This window comes from Streptomyces sp. NPDC003027, assembly GCF_053591435.1.
Genome location: NZ_JBSFTU010000033.1, coordinates 33,539 through 51,747, shown reverse-complemented (window position 1 = coordinate 51,747; position 18,209 = coordinate 33,539). Strand labels below are relative to the sequence as shown.

Annotated in this window: 16 protein-coding genes; 8 read left to right on the top strand and 8 right to left on the bottom strand. The window is 71.2% G+C overall.

Features of this window, described 5'->3' with window-relative positions; genetic code table 11:
• Nucleotides 1-23 precede the first annotated feature (23 nt).
• From ACWDX6_RS22385 to ACWDX6_RS22375, 3 genes are read right to left on the bottom strand one after another with little or no spacing between them, the layout of a single operon-like run.
• A complete protein-coding gene (locus ACWDX6_RS22385; protein ID WP_451486657.1) occupies nt 24-809 on the bottom strand; it encodes an SAM-dependent methyltransferase in 786 nt (261 codons plus the stop codon).
• On the bottom strand, nt 806-1,498 hold the full coding sequence (locus ACWDX6_RS22380) for a glycerophosphodiester phosphodiesterase (protein WP_451486656.1): 693 nt from the start codon (nt 1,496-1,498) through the stop codon (nt 806-808). Before ACWDX6_RS22380 ends, ACWDX6_RS22385 begins: the two co-directional genes overlap by 4 nt.
• Before the next feature lie 19 nt (nt 1,499-1,517).
• A complete protein-coding gene (locus tag ACWDX6_RS22375; protein WP_451486655.1) occupies nt 1,518-2,543 on the bottom strand; it encodes an adenosine deaminase in 1,026 nt (341 codons plus the stop codon).
• 76 nt (nt 2,544-2,619) lie between these two features.
• Between ACWDX6_RS22375 and ACWDX6_RS22370 the strand changes: the two genes are divergently transcribed.
• A complete protein-coding gene (locus ACWDX6_RS22370) occupies nt 2,620-3,300 on the top strand; it encodes a DUF4190 domain-containing protein (protein WP_451486654.1) in 681 nt (226 codons plus the stop codon).
• A 90-nt stretch (nt 3,301-3,390) separates the two neighbouring features.
• Here the strand turns inward: ACWDX6_RS22370 and ACWDX6_RS22365 are convergent, their stop codons facing one another.
• Nucleotides 3,391-3,972 (bottom strand): NADAR family protein, encoded by a 582-nt coding sequence (locus ACWDX6_RS22365; protein WP_451486653.1) that lies wholly within the window; start codon nt 3,970-3,972, stop codon nt 3,391-3,393.
• A 175-nt stretch (nt 3,973-4,147) separates the two neighbouring features.
• Between ACWDX6_RS22365 and ACWDX6_RS22360 the strand changes: the two genes are divergently transcribed.
• From ACWDX6_RS22360 to ACWDX6_RS22330, 7 genes are all read left to right on the top strand, one after another.
• Nucleotides 4,148-5,662 carry a gamma-aminobutyraldehyde dehydrogenase gene (locus ACWDX6_RS22360; protein ID WP_451486652.1) on the top strand — a complete coding sequence of 505 codons (1,515 nt, stop codon included), beginning with the start codon at nt 4,148-4,150 and terminating at the stop codon, nt 5,660-5,662.
• A gap of 74 nt (nt 5,663-5,736) precedes the next feature.
• Entirely contained in the window at nt 5,737-6,984 is a 1,248-nt protein-coding gene (locus ACWDX6_RS22355; RefSeq protein ID WP_451486651.1) for a polyamine ABC transporter substrate-binding protein, read from the top strand.
• Nucleotides 6,985-7,024: 40 nt separating this feature from the next.
• Complete coding sequence (locus ACWDX6_RS22350) at nt 7,025-8,194, top strand: ABC transporter ATP-binding protein (protein WP_451486650.1); 1,170 nt, start codon at nt 7,025-7,027, stop codon at nt 8,192-8,194.
• Nucleotides 8,191-9,108, top strand: a complete 918-nt coding sequence (locus ACWDX6_RS22345) for an ABC transporter permease (protein ID WP_451486649.1) — start codon at nt 8,191-8,193, stop codon at nt 9,106-9,108. Before ACWDX6_RS22350 ends, ACWDX6_RS22345 begins: the two co-directional genes overlap by 4 nt.
• The gene (locus tag ACWDX6_RS22340; protein ID WP_451486648.1) at nt 9,108-9,902 is read left to right on the top strand and encodes an ABC transporter permease; all 795 of its coding nucleotides are present in this window, start codon (nt 9,108-9,110) and stop codon (nt 9,900-9,902) included. Before ACWDX6_RS22345 ends, ACWDX6_RS22340 begins: the two co-directional genes overlap by 1 nt.
• A 37-nt stretch (nt 9,903-9,939) precedes the next feature.
• Nucleotides 9,940-11,358: an NAD(P)/FAD-dependent oxidoreductase gene (locus ACWDX6_RS22335; RefSeq protein WP_451486647.1), complete on the top strand. Its 1,419-nt coding sequence runs from the start codon at nt 9,940-9,942 to the stop codon at nt 11,356-11,358.
• Nucleotides 11,359-11,535: 177 nt separating this feature from the next.
• Nucleotides 11,536-12,006: a hypothetical protein gene (locus ACWDX6_RS22330; RefSeq protein WP_451486646.1), complete on the top strand. Its 471-nt coding sequence runs from the start codon at nt 11,536-11,538 to the stop codon at nt 12,004-12,006.
• Nucleotides 12,007-12,015: 9 nt separating this feature from the next.
• On the opposite strand, the gene ACWDX6_RS22325 is transcribed toward ACWDX6_RS22330, so the two are convergent.
• The 4 genes from ACWDX6_RS22325 to gabT form a co-directional block, all read right to left on the bottom strand.
• Nucleotides 12,016-13,305 (bottom strand): McrC family protein, encoded by a 1,290-nt coding sequence (locus ACWDX6_RS22325; RefSeq protein WP_451486645.1) that lies wholly within the window; start codon nt 13,303-13,305, stop codon nt 12,016-12,018.
• Nucleotides 13,295-15,757: an McrB family protein gene (locus ACWDX6_RS22320; protein WP_451486644.1), complete on the bottom strand. Its 2,463-nt coding sequence runs from the start codon at nt 15,755-15,757 to the stop codon at nt 13,295-13,297. The genes ACWDX6_RS22325 and ACWDX6_RS22320 overlap by 11 nt, the downstream gene beginning before the upstream one ends.
• Nucleotides 15,700-16,545 carry a phosphatase PAP2 family protein gene (locus tag ACWDX6_RS22315; RefSeq protein ID WP_451486643.1) on the bottom strand — a complete coding sequence of 282 codons (846 nt, stop codon included), beginning with the start codon at nt 16,543-16,545 and terminating at the stop codon, nt 15,700-15,702. Before ACWDX6_RS22315 ends, ACWDX6_RS22320 begins: the two co-directional genes overlap by 58 nt.
• Before the next feature lie 115 nt (nt 16,546-16,660).
• Entirely contained in the window at nt 16,661-17,995 is a 1,335-nt protein-coding gene (gene gabT / locus ACWDX6_RS22310) for a 4-aminobutyrate--2-oxoglutarate transaminase (protein WP_451486642.1), read from the bottom strand.
• Nucleotides 17,996-18,209 lie beyond the last annotated feature (214 nt).

The window sequence follows — 18,209 nt, the reverse complement described above, 5'->3', positions numbered from 1 at the left end:
ATCGTGCCGGGCTCGGGGGTCCGCTACGGCTTGCGTCCCACCGCGCCGAACTGCGCCACCTCGCTCGCCGGGGCGAACCGCCAGCTCGCGCACGACACCACGCCGGGCTCCAGGATGTCGAGACCGTCGAGGAACGAGGTGAACTCGGCGCGGGTGCGGGCGGTGATCGGCGGGGTCGCGTTCTCGTTCCAGAACTCCATCGCCGCCACGTTGCCCTCACCGCCGAGCTCGGGCTCCAGGGTGGGGTGGGTCAGGACGAGATGGCTCCCGGACGGCATCGCGTCCATCAGCGTGCGCACGATGGTGCGCGCCTCGTCGGTGTCCAGGACGAAGTTGAGGATGCCGAGCATCATCACCGCGACCGGCCGGCCGAGGTCCAGTGTCTTCGCCGCCGCCCGCAGGATGCGCTCCGGCTGCCGGGCGTCGGCGTCGACGTACTCGGTGACACCCTCCGGGGAGCTGGTCAGCAGGGCGCGGGCGTGCGTGAGCACGATGGGGTCGTTGTCGACGTACACGATCCGGGCGTCCGGCGCGACGCGCTGGGCGACCTCGTGGGTGTTGTCCGCGGTCGGCAGGCCCGTGCCGATGTCCAGGAACTGGCGCACCCCCCGGTCGGCGGCCAGGTGGGTCACGGCGCGGCCGAGGAACGCCCGGTCGGCGCGGGCCACTTCGCCGATGCTGGGATAGAGCCCGGTGACCTGGTCGCCGACCGCCCGGTCCACCGGGTAGTTGTCCTTGCCGCCCAGCCAGTAGTTCCACACCCGGGCGTTGTGGGCGATGTCCGTACGGATCCTGTCGGTTCCGGTCACCTCGGAGTACCCCTTCGCAGTTCGGCGGCGAGCGCGTCCACGCGGTTGGTGGTGATGGCGTCCACCCCGCACGCGATCAGCTTACGCATCGTGCGCCGGGTGTCCGCCGTCCAGGCCGAGACGAGGTAACCGTCCCGGTGGACCCGGTCCACCAGCTCGCGACTCACCAGTCCGAAGCGGTAGTTGAGCCAGCGCGGCCGGACCGCGTCCAGGAGCACGGCGCGGGGCGGGGAGAGCGTCGTCCAGGTCAGGGCGATCTCCGCGGCCGGGTCGGCGGCCCTGATCTGGAGCATGGCGACGCCGCCCGCGCAGTAGTACACCCGCTCGGCCGCCCCGCACTCGCGGACCGTGCGGACGATGGTGCGGACCGACGTCTCGTCACCGCCGGGCAGATCGAGCAGCAGCCGGTGCGGCGCGGCCGCGATCAGCGCCTCCCGCAGGGTGGGGACGCCGTCGTGGGTGAGCTCGCGGAGCTCCGCGAGGGAGAGCCCCGAGAGCCCGCGGTCGTGGCCCCACAGCCGCTTGAGGGTGTCGTCGTGGAGGAGGACGGGAACGCCGTCGCCGGTGAGCCGTACATCGATCTCGACGGCGTCCGCACCGGCCTCGATCGCCGAGACGATCGAGGGGACGGTGTTCTCGCGGACGCGGTACGGGTCGCCGCGGTGGGCTACGACAGTGACGTGGTCCATGGGCCCATTGTCGCGGCTGTCAGCGCGCCAGCCAGTTGTCGGTGTACGTGTCGATCTCCGCGTTGATCCGGTCCTTGCCGGCCGCGTCGAGGAAGGACGCCTCCACCGCGTTCTTGGCGAGGGCGGCCAGACCGCGCTCGTCGAGGTCCAGGAGCCGGGCGGCGACCGCGTACTCGTTGTTCAGATCCGTGCCGAACATCGGCGGGTCGTCGCTGTTGATCGTCACCAGGACACCGGCGTCCACCATCTGCTTGAGGGGGTGCTCGTCGAGGTGCGCGACCGCGCGGGTCGCGATGTTCGAGGTCGGGCAGACCTCCAGGGGGATCCGGTGCTCGGCGAGGTGGGCCAGCAGGGCCGGGTCCTTCACGGCGCTGGTGCCGTGGCCGACGCGCTCGGCGCGCAGGTCGTTCAGGGCGTCCCAGATCGTCTGCGGGCCGGTCGTCTCGCCCGCGTGCGGCACGGAGCGCAGACCGGCCGCGATCGCCCGGTCGAAGTACGGCTTGAACTGGGGACGCGGCACGCCGATCTCCGGGCCGCCGAGGCCGAAGGAGACCAGGCCCTCGGGGTGCAGGTCCACGGCGAGCCGGGTGGTCTCCTCCGCGGCGTCGAGGCCGGCCTCGCCGGGGATGTCGAAGCACCAGCGCAGCTCGACGTCCAGCTCGCCCGCGGCGGCCTTGCGCGCGTCCTCGATCGCCGCCATGAAGGCGTGCTCCTCGATCCCGCGACGGGTCGAGCTGAAGGGCGTGATCGTCAGCTCCGCGTACCGGATGTTCTGGCGGGCCATGTCGCGGGCGACCTCGTAGGTCAGCAGCCGGACGTCCTCCGGGGTGCGGATCAGGTCCACGACGGAGAGGTAGACCTCGATGAAGTGGGCGAAGTCGGTGAAGGTGAAGTAGTCGGCGAGCGCCTCCGGGTCCGTGGGGACCTTGGAGTCGGGGTGGCGGGCGGCCAGCTCGGCGACGATGCGGGGGGAGGCCGAGCCGACATGGTGGACGTGCAGCTCGGCCTTGGGGAGTCCGGCGATGAAGGGGTGGAGATCGGTCATCGGATCATCGTAGGCCGGGCCGTTCCGGCCGCGGAGGGAGGTCGTAGCATGGCGGAACCACGATGGGGGAGGGCCCATGTCTGACAACAGCGACCAGCCGCGGGGCGGGTACGACCCGGCGGATCCGTGGGCTCCGCCGAACCGCGACGGGGTGGAACTGAGCAAGCCGGCGACGCCGCCGGCGCAGGACCGTCCGCCGGTGCACGACCAGCCGACGATGACGTCGATGCCGGCGGGGGACTCGGACACGGGCCGGCTGCCGCCGCCTCCGGTCGCACCCGGCGGCCCGGCCGCGGCCCCCGGAGCCTACGGCTACCCGACGGGCCCGGCAGCGCCGATGGCGCCCTCGGGCACGGCCGGGTACGGCTACCCCGGCTACCCGGCGTACGGCACGCCCGGTTACGGCGCCGGCGGCTACGGCCGGCCCGGCTGGCAGCAGCCCCCGTCCAACGGCATGGGTACGGCGGCGATGGTGCTCGGCATCGTCGCCGTGTTCGGCTTCTGCCTGTACGGGTTCGGCGTCGTCCTGGGCATCCTCGCGCTGATCTTCGGGATCATCGGTGTCAAGAAGGCCGGCCGGGGTGAGGCGACGAACCGGGGCATGGCGATAGCCGGCATCGTGCTGGGCGCGGTCGGCATCGTGGTCGGCGCGGTCTTCCTGGGCTTCATCGTCTGGGCGATCCAGCAGGACCCGTCGACCTTCGAGGACAACCCGGAGGACCCCTTCGCGACGACCCTGGTGGTCGACGCGCGGTAGGGCGTGACGGGCGCGGATCAACGCCGGGAAAGGGGCGGGCGGTTCGGAAGGCCCCCGCCCCCGCCTGCCTTCCGCCCCCCGTCCCCGGGGTCAGCGCAGGCGTTCCCGCGCCTCCATCAGGGCGAAGCCCAGGAGGTTGAGCCCGCGCCAGCGGGAGGGGTCCTTCGCGCGGGGGTCGTCGGCGGCCAGGCCGATGCCCCATATGCGGTCCAGCGGACTCGCCTCCACCAGCACCCTCCCCCGGCCTTCGGCCGGGGGTACCCCCATCTCGCTTCGCCCGCCCGTGCCGACCAGGAACCCCCGCAGCGCCTCGTCCGAGGCGAACTTGTGGACGCTGCCCTCGACGACGATCCCGAAGCGCTCCCGCTCCCACACCGCCTCGTCGAAGCCCCGCACCAGGCGCCCCGCCTTCTTCGCCGCCGCGGGCGAGCGCGCGGCCAGGGCCGCCCGCTCGGCCTCCTCGTCGCCGAAGAGCCGCGCCTTCGCCGCCATCATCCAGTGCTCCGCCGTCGCGTACCGCACCCCGTCCACCTCGAACGGGGACGGCCACCACTGGCTCAGACAGCTCGCCGAGAGCTGCCCGTCCGGCCTCGGCCGGTGCCCCCAGAAGTGCAGCCACTTGACCTTCTCACCCCTGCTGACCTGCTGCGTCAGCTCCTCGATCTTCCCCATGCACGCGAGTCTGGCAGTCACCACTGACACTCCGTACGGGTATTTCGCGGCACCCTCGACACTTGGTCGACCGATTCCGTCGCGTAATCAAAAGGCAACAACGGAATCCCTTGTTGAGTGAGAAGCCCTCTGTCAGGATCGGCACTCAATTCGAGCTGGGACAACGGAGAGCGTCATGGGCAACCGCTTCCAGGTGACGGACCGCTTCGCGGACGGCGCGCAGTACATCGGCGGGCGGCTGAGGCCCGGAACCTCGGGTGAGGAACACAGCGTCGTCGATCCGGCCACCGGCGAGAGCGTGTACACCTACGCGCTCGCCTCCACCGACGACGTCGACGCCGCCGTCGCGGCCGCCGCCGACGCCTTCCCCGCGTGGGCCGCCGCCACCCCCGGCGAGCGCTCCGACGCCCTGCACCGCTTCGCCGGCGTCCTCGCCGAGCAGGCCGAGGAGTTCGCCCGCGCCGAGTCCCTCCAGTGCGGCAAACCCATCAAGCTCTCCACCGGGTTCGACGTCCCCGGCACCGTCGACAACACCGCCTTCTTCGCCGGCGCGGCCCGCCATCTCCAGGGCCAGTCCGCCGGTGAGTACAGCGGCGACCACACCTCGTACGTACGGCGCGAGCCCATCGGCGTGGTCGGCTCCATCGCCCCCTGGAACTACCCCCTCCAGATGGCCGCCTGGAAGATCCTCCCGGCCATCGCCGCCGGCAACACGATCGTCCTGAAGCCCGCCGAGATCACCCCGCTCACCTCGCTGATGTTCGCGCGGGCGGCCACGGAGGCCGGCATCCCCGACGGCGTCGTCAACATCGTCACCGGCGCGGGGCGGACCGCCGGCGAGCACCTCGTCGGCCACCCCGGCGTGGCCATGACCTCCTTCACCGGCTCCACCCCGGTCGGCAAGCGGGTCGCCGAGATCGCCACCTCCACCGTGAAGCGGCTGCACCTCGAACTCGGCGGCAAGGCCCCCTTCGTCGTCTTCGACGACGCCGACCTGGAGGCCGCCGCGCGGGGCGCCGTCGCCGCATCGCTCATCAACACCGGCCAGGACTGCACCGCCGCCACGCGCGCGTACGTGCAGCGCCCGCTCTTCGACGCCTTCGTGGCCCGGGTCGCCGAGCTGATGGAGACCGTCCGCCTGGGTGACCCCTTCGATCCCTCCACCGACCTCGGTCCGCTGATCAGCCACGCCCAGCGCGACCGCGTCGCCGCCTTCGTCGAGCGCGCCCGCGGCTACGCCACGGTCGTCACCGGCGGCGAGGCCCCGGGCGGTGACCTGAAGAACGGTGCGTACTATCGTCCGACCCTGATCACCGGCGCCGCGCAGGACAGCGAGGTCGTGCAGTCGGAGATCTTCGGACCGGTCCTGGTGGCCCTGCCGTTCGACAGCGACGACGACGGCATCCGGCTCGCCAACGACACCCCGTACGGCCTCGCGGCCTCCGCCTGGACCCGCGACGTGTTCCGGGCGGGCCGGGCCACCCGCGAGATCAAGGCCGGGTGCGTCTGGGTCAACGACCACATCCCGATCATCAGCGAGATGCCGCACGGCGGCTACAAGGCCTCCGGATTCGGAAAGGACATGTCGGCCTACTCCTTCGAGGAGTACACGCAGGTCAAGCACGTGATGTACGACAACACGGCGGTCGCCGCGAAGGACTGGCACCGCACGATCTTCGGGGACCGATAAGCATCGATATGCGGCTACCGCCGCGTGGCCCAGCCGCCCGACCAGCGGCCCAACCTCCCGAAAGGGCACAGCGCATGGAGCAGTACGAGCCCGACAGCCTGTCCGCCGCGCAGCTCGCGGCGGTGCGGCGCAGCCTGACGAGCGGCCGGGGCGCCCTCACCCGCCGTTCGATGCTGCGCGCCGGAGGTGTCGGCGCGCTCACGGTCGGCGGCCTCGCCTCCTTGAGCGCCTGCGGCATCCCCCCGGCCAAGCGGGAGGGCCAGGGGCCGGCCTCCACCGACTTCTCGGCCAAGGAGAAGCAACTCACTTTCTCCAACTGGACGCAGTACATCGACATCAGCGAGGACGAGAAGTCCCGCCCCACCCTGGAGGCGTTCACCAAGCGCACCGGGATCACGGTCAAGTACACCGAGGACATCAACGACAACGTCGAGTTCTTCGGCAAGATCCAGCCCCAGCTCGCCGCCGGCCAGGACACCGGCCGTGACCTCATCTGCGTCACCGACTGGCTCGCCGCCCGCATCATCCGCCTGGGCTGGGCGCAGAAGCTGGACCCGGCCAACCTGCCGAACGCGTACGCCAACCTGGCCCCGCAGTTCCGCCGCCCCGACTGGGACCCCGGCCGCTCCTACTCGTACCCGTGGACCGGCATCTCGACCGTCATCGCGTACAACGTCAAGGCCACCGGCGGCCGCAAGGTCGACTCCGTCACCCAGCTGCTCGACGACCCCACCCTCAAGGGCAAGGTCGCCTTCCTCTCCGAGATGCGCGACACGGTCGGCATGACCCTGCTCGACATGGGCAAGGACCCGGGCACCGTCACCGACGCCGACTTCGACGCCGCCCTCGGGCGGGTCCAGAAGGGCGTCGACACCAAGCAGATCCGGCGCTTCACCGGCAACGACTACACCTCGGACCTCAGCAAGGGCGACATCGCGGCCTGCCTCGCCTGGGCCGGAGACCTCATCCAGCTCCAGGTCGACAACCCGGACATCCGGTTCGCGATCCCGGCCGCCGGTTACATGACGTCCACCGACAACCTCCTCGTCCCCGCCAACGCGCGGCACAAGACGAACGCCGAGAAGCTCATCGACTACTACTACGAGCTTCCGGTCGCCGCCCAGCTCGCCGCGTACATCAACTACGTGTGTCCGGTCGACGGGGTGAAGGCCGAGCTCGCCGAGATCGACCCCGAGCTCGCGAACAACACGCTGATCCTGCCCGACAAGGCCATGGCCGCGAAGTCGCACGCCTTCCGCTCGCTGACCAGCGAGGAAGAGACGGCGTACGAGGAGAAGTTCGCCAAGCTCATCGGTGCCTGAGCAGCCGTCGACCACCCCTTACGAACCGGGATCGCAACCCATGACTGACACGAACACCGGCGGCGACGTCCGTCTCACCGGCATCAGCAAGACCTACGGCTCCTTCACCGCCGTCCACCCGCTCGACCTGACCGTCCCGCAGGGCTCGTTCTTCGCCCTCCTGGGCGCCTCCGGCTGCGGAAAGACCACCACCCTGCGCATGATCGCCGGCCTGGAGGAGCCCACCACCGGCACCGTCTTCCTCGGCGACAAGGACGTCACCGACCTCCCGCCGTACAAGCGGCCGGTCAACACCGTCTTCCAGTCCTACGCGCTCTTCCCGCACCTGGACATCTACGAGAACATCGCCTTCGGCCTGCGCCGCCGGGGCGTCACGTCCGTGAAGAAGCAGGTCGGCGACATGCTCGACCTCGTCCAGCTCGGCGACAAGGCCAAGCACAAGCCGCACCAGCTCTCCGGCGGCCAGCAGCAGCGCGTCGCCGTCGCCCGCGCCCTCATCAACCACCCGCGGGTCCTCCTCCTCGACGAGCCGCTCGGCGCCCTCGACCTCAAGCTGCGCCGCCAGATGCAGCTGGAGCTCAAGCGGATCCAGACCGAGGTCGGCATCACCTTCGTCCACGTCACCCACGACCAGGAGGAGGCCATGACCATGGCCGACCAGGTCGCGGTGATGAACGGCGGCCGGGTCGAGCAGCTCGGCGCGCCCGCCGACCTCTACGAGAACCCCCGGACCACGTTCGTCGCCAACTTCCTCGGCACCTCCAACCTCATCGAGGCGGAGGTCGTCGAGACCGGCGGCACGGACCTGGTCGTGGCGGCCGGCGGCGGCAAGCTCAAGCTGCCCGCCGACCGCTGCTCCGCGACCGTACGCACCGGCGGCAAGGTCCTCGTCGGTGTCCGGCCCGAGAAGATCTCGCTCGCGCACGCCGACGACGCGGGGGAGATCGCCGAGGGCCGCAACCGGGTCACCGGCCGGATCGCCGACTCCTCCTTCATCGGCGTCTCCACGCAGTACGTGGTGAACTCGCCGGCGGGCGCGGAGCTGCAGGTCTACGAGCAGAACATCGAGCGTGACACGCGCCTGGCGCCCGGCGCCGAGGTCGTCCTGCACTGGAACCCGGCCCACACCTTCGGCCTGGACGCGACCCAGTCCCTGCTCGCAGGGACAGTGGGCGACGCGGGCGTGGAGACGGTGGAGGACGCCTCGTGACCATCACGGAAGCTCCACCCGTACCGGACCTCCCGGTCCGCAAGGCGGCCACCCGCAAGCGGCTCACGCCGTACTGGCTGCTCCTGCCCGGCATCGTCTGGCTGCTCGTCTTCTTCGCGCTGCCGATGGTCTACCAGGCCTCCACCTCCGTGCAGACGGGCTCGCTGGAGAAGGGCTTCGAGGTCACCTGGCACTTCCAGACGTACTGGGAGGCCTTCCAGGAGTACTGGCCGCAGTTCGTCCGCTCGCTGCTGTACGCCGGTACCGCCACGCTGCTGTGTCTGCTGCTCGGCTACCCGCTGGCGTATCTGATCGCCTTCAAGGCCGGCCGCTGGCGCAATCTGCTCCTCGTCCTGGTGATCGCGCCGTTCTTCACCAGCTTCCTCATCCGGACGCTGGCGTGGAAGACGATCCTCGCCGACGGCGGACCGGTCGTCGACGTCCTCAACACCCTGCACGTCCTCGACGTGACCAGCTGGCTCGGCTGGACCGAGGGCGACCGGGTCCTCGCCACCCCGATGGCGGTGGTCTGCGGACTGACGTACAACTTCCTGCCGTTCATGATCCTGCCGCTGTACACCTCTCTGGAGCGGATCGACGGCCGGCTGCACGAGGCGGCCAGGGACCTGTACGCGTCACCCGCCACCACCTTCCGGAAGGTGACGTTCCCGCTCTCGATGCCGGGTGTCGTCTCGGGCACGCTGCTCACCTTCATCCCGGCCAGCGGCGACTACGTCAACGCCGAACTGCTCGGCTCCACCGACACCAAGATGGTCGGCAACGTCATCCAGTCGCAGTTCCTTCGAGTGCTCGACTACCCGACGGCGGCCGCGCTGTCCTTCATCCTCATGGCGATCGTGCTGATCATGGTCACCGTCTACATCCGCCGTGCGGGAACGGAGGACCTGGTCTGATGCGTTGGATCCGCCGGAACCTCGTCGCCATCGCGGGCCTGCTGACGCTCGCGTACATGATCCTGCCGAACATCGTCGTGATGGTGTTCTCGTTCAACAAGCCGAACGGGCGCTTCAACTACGCCTGGCAGCGCTTCTCCCTGGATGCCTGGAAGGACCCGTGCGGCGTCGCCGACCTGTGCGGCTCGCTGACCCTGTCGCTCCAGATCGCGGCCTGGGCCACCCTCGGCGCCACGATCCTCGGCGCGATGATCGCCTTCGCGCTGGTCCGCTACCGCTTCCGGGCGCGCGGCGCGATCAACTCGCTGATCTTCCTGCCGATGGCGATGCCCGAGGTCGTCATGGCCGCCTCGCTGCTCACCCTCTTCCTCAACATGGGGGCAGAGCTGGGCTTCTGGACGGTCCTGATCGCCCACATCATGTTCTGCCTGTCCTTCGTCGTCACCGCCGTCAAGGCACGCGTGATGTCGATGGACCCGCGCCTGGAGGAGGCCGCGCGCGACCTCTACGCCGGCCCCGTCCAGACCTTCGTACGGGTCACCCTGCCGATCGCCGCCCCCGGCATCGCCGCCGGAGCGCTGCTCGCCTTCGCGCTCTCGTTCGACGACTTCATCATCACCAACTTCAACGCGGGCTCGACCGTCACCTTCCCCATGTTCGTCTGGGGCTCGGCCCAGCGCGGCACGCCCGTTCAGATCAACGTCATCGGCACGGCGATGTTCGTCATCGCGGTACTGGTGGTCCTCGGCGGCCAGATCGCCGCCAACCGCCGCAAGAAAGCACAGCTCAGGTAGTCCCGCGATTCCATGGTTCCGTAAGGAGTTGGAAGACATGGCCCCAGTCGCCATGCGTACCGCTGCTCGATCTCTCTCCGACGCCCGGCCCGTCTCCTTCTGGCTGGACGACCCCGGCAAGCCCGCCGCCCTGCCCGCCCTCACCACCACCGAGACGTGCGACCTTCTCGTGGTGGGAGGCGGCTACAGCGGACTGTGGACCGCGCTCCTCGCCAAGGAGCGGGAGCCGGACCGGGACGTCGTACTCATCGAAGGCCGCGAGGTGGGCTGGGCCGCCTCGGGCCGCAACGGCGGCTTCTGCGCCGCCTCTCTCACCCACGGTCTGGGCAACGGGCTCGCCCGCTGGCCCGAGGAGCTGGGCACGCTGGAGCGGCTCGGCGAGCGCAACCTCGACGCCATCGAGGAGGCGGTCGCCCGCTACGCCCTCGACTGCGAGTTCGAGCGCAGCGGCGAGATCGACGTCGCCACCGAGCCGCACCAGCTCGACGAACTCGCCGCGATGTACGAGGAGGCCCGCCGGCTCGGTCTCGCCGACGGCCTGGAGCTCCTGGACCGGGACGCCGTCCGCGCGGAGGTCGACTCGCCGACCTTCCTCGGCGGCCTCTGGGACCGCCGGGGGGTCGCCATGCTCCACCCCGCCAAGCTGGCCTGGGGACTGAAGCGGGCCTGCCGGGACCTGGGCGTACGGATCTTCGAGAACACCCCCGGTCTCGAGCTGGTCCCCGTCGGCGCGGGGATGGGGGTGCGCACCCCGTACGGCAGGGTCGTCGCCCGCCGGGTCGCGCTCGGCACCAACGTCTTCCCGTCGCTGGTCAAGCGGGTGCGGCCCTACACCGTCCCGGTCTACGACTACGCCCTGACGACCGAACCGCTCACCCCGGAGCAGCTCGCCTCCGTCGGCTGGAAGAACCGGCAGGGGCTCGGCGACAGCGCCAACCGGTTCCACTACTTCCGGATCACCGCCGACCACCGGATCCTCTGGGGCGGCTTCGACGCGGTCTACCCCTTCGGGGGCCGCGTCAGCGCCGAGCTCGACCACCGCCCGCAGACGTACCTCACCCTCGCCGAGCACTTCTTCCGCTGCTTCCCGCAGCTGGAGGGAGTCCGCTTCAGCCACGCCTGGGGCGGCGCGATCGACACCTGCTCCCGCTTCTCCGCCTTCTTCGGCACGGCGTACCAGGGGAAGGTCGCGTACGCGGCCGGGTACACCGGCCTCGGAGTCGGCGCCACCCGCTTCGGTGGCGACGTGATGCTCGACCTGCTCGCGGGCGAGCGCACGGAACGCACCGAGCTGAAGATGGTCCGCTCCAAGCCGCTGCCCTTCCCGCCCGAGCCGATCGCCTGGGCCGGCATCGGCATCACCAAGTGGTCGCTGGCCCGCGCCGACGAGAACGGCGGCCGGCGCAATCTCTGGCTGAAGGCGATGGACCGCCTGGGCCTCGGCTTCGACAGCTGACCCGACCGCGTGGTGTGCGCCGGGGGTACGCCCCCGGCGCACACCACTTGATCATGGGGTGACCCCGGTTCACCACCATCGGGTGACCGAACCCGCGTCATGATCGTCGCCAACCCCGCTCTCTGGGTGTGGACAGCGCGTCCGCGTGGTCCGCACACGGAATGGAGGCCGTTGGCGATGAGTGGTTCCGGGGCCAGGCCCGCAGTGGAATGGCTGGTATCGGTGGCGCCGGATCCCGACGCCTGCCGGTGGGAATGGGAGCGCAACCCCCTCGGGGTCGCCCTGCTGCCCGCAGGCAGGCGCTGGGACGTTCTGATCCTGCCGGGGGAGCTCGGCCGCCCCACGCTCGACGTACTGTGCCGGCTGGTGGACCGGCCGGGCCCGGTCCTCAGCGACTTCGGCGACGCGCGGACGGGCTTCTTCGTGCCCCCGGGTACGGCCGCCGGCTGGCTCGGCACGGGGGTGCGCGGCGCGGGCCGCGGCAGCTGGGTCGTCGTGCCGTACCCGGGACGGGCGGCCGGGGGAGTGCGCTGGCTGGTGCCGCCGGACGGAAGCGGGCTCCTCAACGACGCCTCCCTGCTGGAACTGGCGATGCACGAAGCGGTGGGCCTACTGGCGAGGGAGGACGGGGAGACGGGCGGCCGGTGAACCCGGAGGTCAGTCCAGCACCTCGTCGAACAGCCGGGCCGGGGCCGTCCACGGCTCCGGCCCCGCCAGGCCGGCCAGCACCGCACGCAGATCCACCGGGACCGACCGCACCCGCGCCGCGACCGGCCCGTGCGGGCGCTGTACGGCGACCCGTTCACGCACCGCCGTGGCGCCGCCCGGATACAGCAGCACGCAGACCGGAGGCTCCGCACCGGGCAGCCGGCCCAGGGCCTGCGCGTACACGAACGCCTGGTACAGGTCCTCCGGCGCCAGCTTCCTCTCCCCGTACAGCTTGTACTTGACGTCCACGGGCAGCCCGAACGGCTCGCCTCCCCGCTCCCCGGACACCAGCAGATCGGGCCGCACCTCGCCGTAACTCCGCGCGGCCCGCTCGTCGTACAGCACCTCCCGCCGCCGGGGCTGCGCGGTCACCCGCAGCCCCGAACCCGCCGCGCCCCACTCCAGGAGCCGGGTCACGAACGCCTCGAACAACTGGTTCATGTCCACCAGGAAGGTCCGCGCGGAGAGCGGACCGGACGTGAAGAGGCCGTCGACGCCACCCCCGCGCAGCAGCAGCCCGGACCAGCGGTGCGCGGGCCGGTAGTGCTCGTTGTGCCGGTGGTACTCCAGAGCGGACAGAGCGGCCCGCACGTCCCCGGCCGGGGTCGGCGCGTGCCGCGCGAACTCGCTCGCGGCCCGCCGGGCACGGGCCCGCACGGACGCGGCGCGAGCCGTCCGCGCGGCCACGGCGAGCGCGGCCGCGCACAGCCGGTTGTCGGCGATGTCCGCGTCGTGCTCCCGGAAGCGGCAGGCCAGCCTGTCCAGCCGGCCGTGGTGGCGCAGCAGCTGGCGGTCGGGCAGGAGCCTGCCGCGCACCACGCGCAGGTCGTCCTCGACGGTCACGTAGTCGCGCCGGACCCCGTGCCGCAGAAGCCGCTCACCGTGCTCGACGACCATGAGGCACACCAGGTCGCGCAGGTTCGGCGCCCCTTCCCGGAACGCCCCGGGCGTGGGCAGCGGGTCGGGGACCCGGCTCCAGGCGTGGTCGAGCATCCGCAGGACGTCGAGATCCGTTCCGAGGTACTTCGGCCGGACGCGGATCTCGCAGCCGTCCAGCCGGACCACGCCCACGTACGAGGAGGCCGTCACCTCCAGCAGGTCACCCGCGAGCCGGCGGATCCGGAGCCGGGAGTCGAGAGCGCCGCCGGCCAGGAGCCGCCGGTCGGCGTCCGTGAGACGGACGCCCTCGAAGACCTCGGAGCCGTACTCGGTCAGTTCGCACACCCGCTCACCGGCCACCGGCGCCGACCTGCAGTTCGTCGTAGAGCAGGGAGAGGAGTCTCTCGTCGCCCACGTCCCTCAGGGTGTGGGCGACCGGGTCGACGAGTTCCTCGCCCAGGAACGCGGCGAGCAGGGTGTAGTCGTCGTAGGCGTACTCCTGGAGCAGCGGCAGGATCTCGCCCCTGATCACCGCAGCGAACTCGGCCGGGGTGGACACGGCCTCGCCGTCCGGCAGGAAGAAGGCGTGCCCTATCTGCTTCTCGCGGTCCAGATGGGTCCTGATGCGCCGGTTGAGCTCGTCGAGGAAGTCGGCGAGGTGCAGTTCTCCGACCCGGCGGCCCAGCAGCGGCCCCGAGTCCGGGAGGAGTTCGAGGAAGGTGAACCGGCGGCGGATCGCGGAGTCCAGCATCCTGATGGAACGGTCGGCGGTGTTCATCGTGCCGAGCAGCCGGACGTTCGGGGGAACGCGGAACGTCTCGCCGGTCAGCGGCAGGGTGACGGGCAGGCCGCGCTTGTCCTTCTCCAGAACCGTGACCAACTCGCCCAGGATGCGCGGGAGATCACCGCGGTTGAGCTCGTCGACGATCATCAGGTACAGCTGACCCGGGTCGGCCTCGGCGTGCGCGCAGACCCGCTTGAAGACGCCGGGCACCGGTTCCAGGCTGAACCCCGAGTCCCCCTTGACGGGCCGCAGGCCCTCGACGAAGTCCTCGTAGCCGTAGCTCGGATGGAAGGTGACCATCGTCAGCCGCCCCGACCGGGTCAGCGCCTCCAGGGTCGCGGCGAACTCCTTGCTGCCGGGCTCCGCGAGCGGATCCACCGCCGCCAGGTCCTCCGAGAGCTCGCCCAGCCGGCGCACGGCGTACCGCAGCGCGTGGTACGTCTTCCCCGTGCCGGGCGGGCCGAAGAGCACCGCCTGGCCGCGCCGCTCCAGGGCGTCGTCGATGCGCTGGAGACCGTCGTCGAGCGGCGGGATCTCCGCGTCCGCCGCGTCCCGCGCGATCTCGTCGGCCATGTCGGAGAGATGCGCCGTGAGCGGTGCGCCGGCCAGCGCCTGGATCCGCTTCCAGAGCGCCGACGGCACCTCCGAGACGGTCCTGACCCCCCAGTCGGCCACCGGCTGGGCCAGCGTGCCCGCGTATCCCTCGTCCCACTCGACCGCGACCGTGTGCGGGGTCTCGCCGAACTCCGGCCGCCAGGCGTAGCCGCCGCCGACGACCTTGCCGACCGCGAGGACCTCGCTCCTGCCGTGGGCCGCCACCACGCGGTCGCCCAGGCGCAGGTCGAGCAGCTGCCACACCTCGGCGGCCTGGGCGGCGAGCCGGTGCGGGGGTGTTCCGTCGAGAGCGTAGGCGTCCGCGTACGCGGCCTGGAACTCGTCCAGGTCGGCGTACCGGTGCAGATCGCCGACCCGGTCGCCGTGGACGGCGATCAGGCCCCCGTCGAGGAAGGCGGGCCAGTGCTCGATGAGAGAGCCCGTCCCGATCTTGAGCACGCGCGCCGCGGACCGGCGCACGGGCGCCCACCAGTCGAGGAAGTACCAGACGAGCTGGGGCGGCCAGCCCTCGAACCGGGGGTCCCGGTCCACCAGGGATTTGAGCAGCTCCTTGCGGGCGAAGGGCTGGAGCCCGGCCGAGGTCCCGGGCGCGAGACGGTCCAGATAGTGCTGGGTGAAACTGTCGGCGTAGACCGGCAGCGTCGCCTCGGGCGCGTAGATCCGCAGGGTCTTGGCGATCACCGTGATGCCGGAGCGGACGGCGGGCAGGTCGTCGATGTCCCGGACGCGGCCCTGGCGAGCGGCCTCGACGGCGGAGACGATCCCGGCGCGGACCTCCTCCCACGCCTCGGTGACGTCTCCGTACCGCTTGTCGTGCCACCAGGCGCCGTTGTTCTGCCGGTAGACCAGGTGCTTCTTGGCCGTACCGCCGGTGATGCTGCCCAGCGCCTTGCTGCCGAACTCCAGGGCGTGGCTGTAGACCTGGCCGGGGGCGTCCGGCTGGCCCAGGGCGTAGCGGTCGAGGGACAGCTTCGGCCAGTCCTCCCAGGGGAACGCGGCCCGGATCGCCTCGGCCTCGCGGTCGGCCGCCTCGACGGCGGCCTGGTGGCGTTCACGGTCGAACACGCGCAGCGCGTCGTCGACGGGCCAGTACGGCAGGGTCTCGGCGTGGCTCTCCGCGACGGGGCGCAGAGCGCACGAGCAGACCCCCGTGACCAGCCGGTTCTGCCCGTTGCGCAGACCGATGGAGAGCGCGTACGCGGCCGGGTCCGCGGCGTCGAGCAGCCGCCGCCACAGCAGACCGTCCCGGTCGGGGTGGCGTGGCAGCGTCCCCGAGTCGGTCAGATGCGTACAGGACGGATCGTGGTGGATCTTGCTGCCGTGTCCGGGCAGGATCACCTCGCCGCCCGACGGATTCAGTTCGTACGGCCGTCCCTCGACCGTGACGGCGCAGCGCCCCCGCTCGTCCCCCATGTCCCCTCCCTCTGCCGGTCCTCCGGCGAACGTCGACCGTATCGCGCGGCGACGACAGGCCACCGCAGAAGGGGCAGACACAGGGCGACCGAGGCCACCACGTCCAGGGGCCAGTGGTAGCCGCGCAGCACCAGTCCGGTCCCCGTAGCCGCCGTCAGCGCGGCCGCGACGGGGATCAGACGGTTCGACAAGAGGAACGCCGCGCCGACGTACGCCACCATCGCCGTCGCCGTGTGGCCCGACGGGTAGTAGCCCGCGGCCCACGGTTCCAGGGGGCCCGGGCGGGCCGTCCACTCCTTGAGCGGGATGACCAGGAGCGGTACGAGAGCCATCGCCGCGCCCGCGTACAGGGCCGCCGCACGCCGGCCGCGCCATGCCGCGTACGCCATCGCGCAGCCGAGGACGGGGAGGGCGACCGCCATCTCGCCCAGGTCCGCGCCGAGTTCGGAGAGCCCGCGCGGAACGGTGCCGACGACGGAGCGGGAGGCGCGTTCGTCCCACCGGACCAGCGGCCCTTCGACGAGGACCTGCCAGGTGACGAGGGCGAGGAGGAGGAGCGCCGAGAAGACAGCCGGCCTCCCCGGAACAGGGGGGGTGGTTCCGGGGAGGCCGCCTTGACCGGGCTGCCGCGCGCCCCGGGGGGTGTGGGGCGGGCGGCCATCCGATCGGTGAGGAGTTCCGGAGCCGAAGGCTCCAGCGGTGTGCGCGAAGGCACGGTCAAGGCGGGGCTGGGGAGGCTCCGCCCTGTTGTCGCCCGCGGTGCCCTGCGAGCGGGGTGTTTCTCTCATCTGCGGAAACCGTACGGCACGGAAAGGGGGGCCGACAGCGGGATCTCCATCCCGCCATCGGCCCCCCACACGTTCTTCACAGGAGGTGTCGTACGCCTGGATTCCGGCGGACGCGTCAGATGCCGGCGAACGCGTTCTCGATGATGTCGAGGCCCTCGTTCAGCAGGTCCTCGCCGATCACCAGCGGCGGCAGGAAGCGCAGCACGTTGCCGTAGGTGCCACAGGTCAGTACGAGCAGGCCCTCGGCGTGGCAGGCCTTCGCCAGCGCGCCGGCGGCCTCCGGGTGGGGCTCCTTGGTCGCCCGGTCCTTCACCAGCTCGATGGCGATCATGGCGCCACGGCCGCGGATGTCGCCGATCGCGTCGAACTTCTCGGCCATCGCCGACAGGCGCGCCTTCATGACCGACTCGATGTTCTTCGCCTTGGCGTTGAGGTCGAGCTCCTTCATCGTCTCGATGGAGCCCAGCGCACCGGCGCAGGCCACCGGGTTGCCGCCGTAGGTGCCGCCCAGACCGCCGCCGTGCACGGAGTCCATGATCTCGGCGCGGCCGGTGACGGCGGCGAGCGGCAGGCCGCCCGCGATGCCCTTGGCGGTCGTGATCAGGTCCGGGACGATGCCCTCGTCCTCGCAGGCGAACCACTGGCCGGTACGGCAGAAGCCGGACTGGATCTCGTCCGCGACGAAGACGATGCCGTTGTCGTTGGCGAACTTCACGATCGCCGGCAGGAAGCCCTTGGCCGGCTCGATGAAGCCGCCCTCACCGAGGACGGGCTCGATGATGATCGCGGCGACGTTGTCGGCGCCGATCTGCTTGCTGATCTGGTCGATCGCCTGGGCCGCGGCCTCGGGACCGCAGTTCTCGGCGCCGGTGGGCCAGCGGTAGCCGTAGGCGACCGGCACGCGGTAGACCTCGGGCGCGAACGGACCGAAGCCCTGCTTGTACGGCATGTTCTTCGAGGTCAGCGCCATCGTCAGGTTCGTGCGGCCGTGGTAGCCGTGGTCGAAGACGACGACCGCCTGGCGCTTGGTGTACGAACGGGCGATCTTGACCGCGTTCTCGACGGCCTCGGCGCCGGAGTTGAACAGCGCGGACTTCTTGGCGTGGTCGCCCGGGGTCAGCTCGGCCAGCGCCTCGCAGACCTCGACGTAACCCTCGTACGGCGTGACCATGAAACAGGTGTGCGTGAAGTCGGCGAGCTGCGCGGCGGCGCGGCGGACCACGGCCTCGGCGGAGGCGCCGACGGAGGTCACGGCGATGCCGGAGCCGAAGTCGATCAGACGGTTGCCGTCGACGTCCTCGATGATGCCGCCGCCGGCCTTGGCCGTGAAGACGGGCAGCACGGAGCCCACGCCGCCGGCCACGGCGTCGAGGCGGCGGGCCTGAAGCTCCTGCGACTTCGGACCGGGAATGGCGGTGACGACGCGCCGCTCCTGCGGGACAGCGTTCATGCGGGGCTCCTGGGATGTTCGGGACGCACTGGTGGTCTCTTCGCAGGCTAGGCGTGGGGGAGGGGGGTGGGCATGCGCCGATAGGGAGTGTTGCGTGGTCGGTCGTTGTCCGCCACGGACATAGGCGCGTGGCGACGACACCGACGCGAGTCGCTGAACTCACTCCCGTGGGGGCACTAGATTGACCGTGCACAGACGGGCGTGGCTGGTCAGG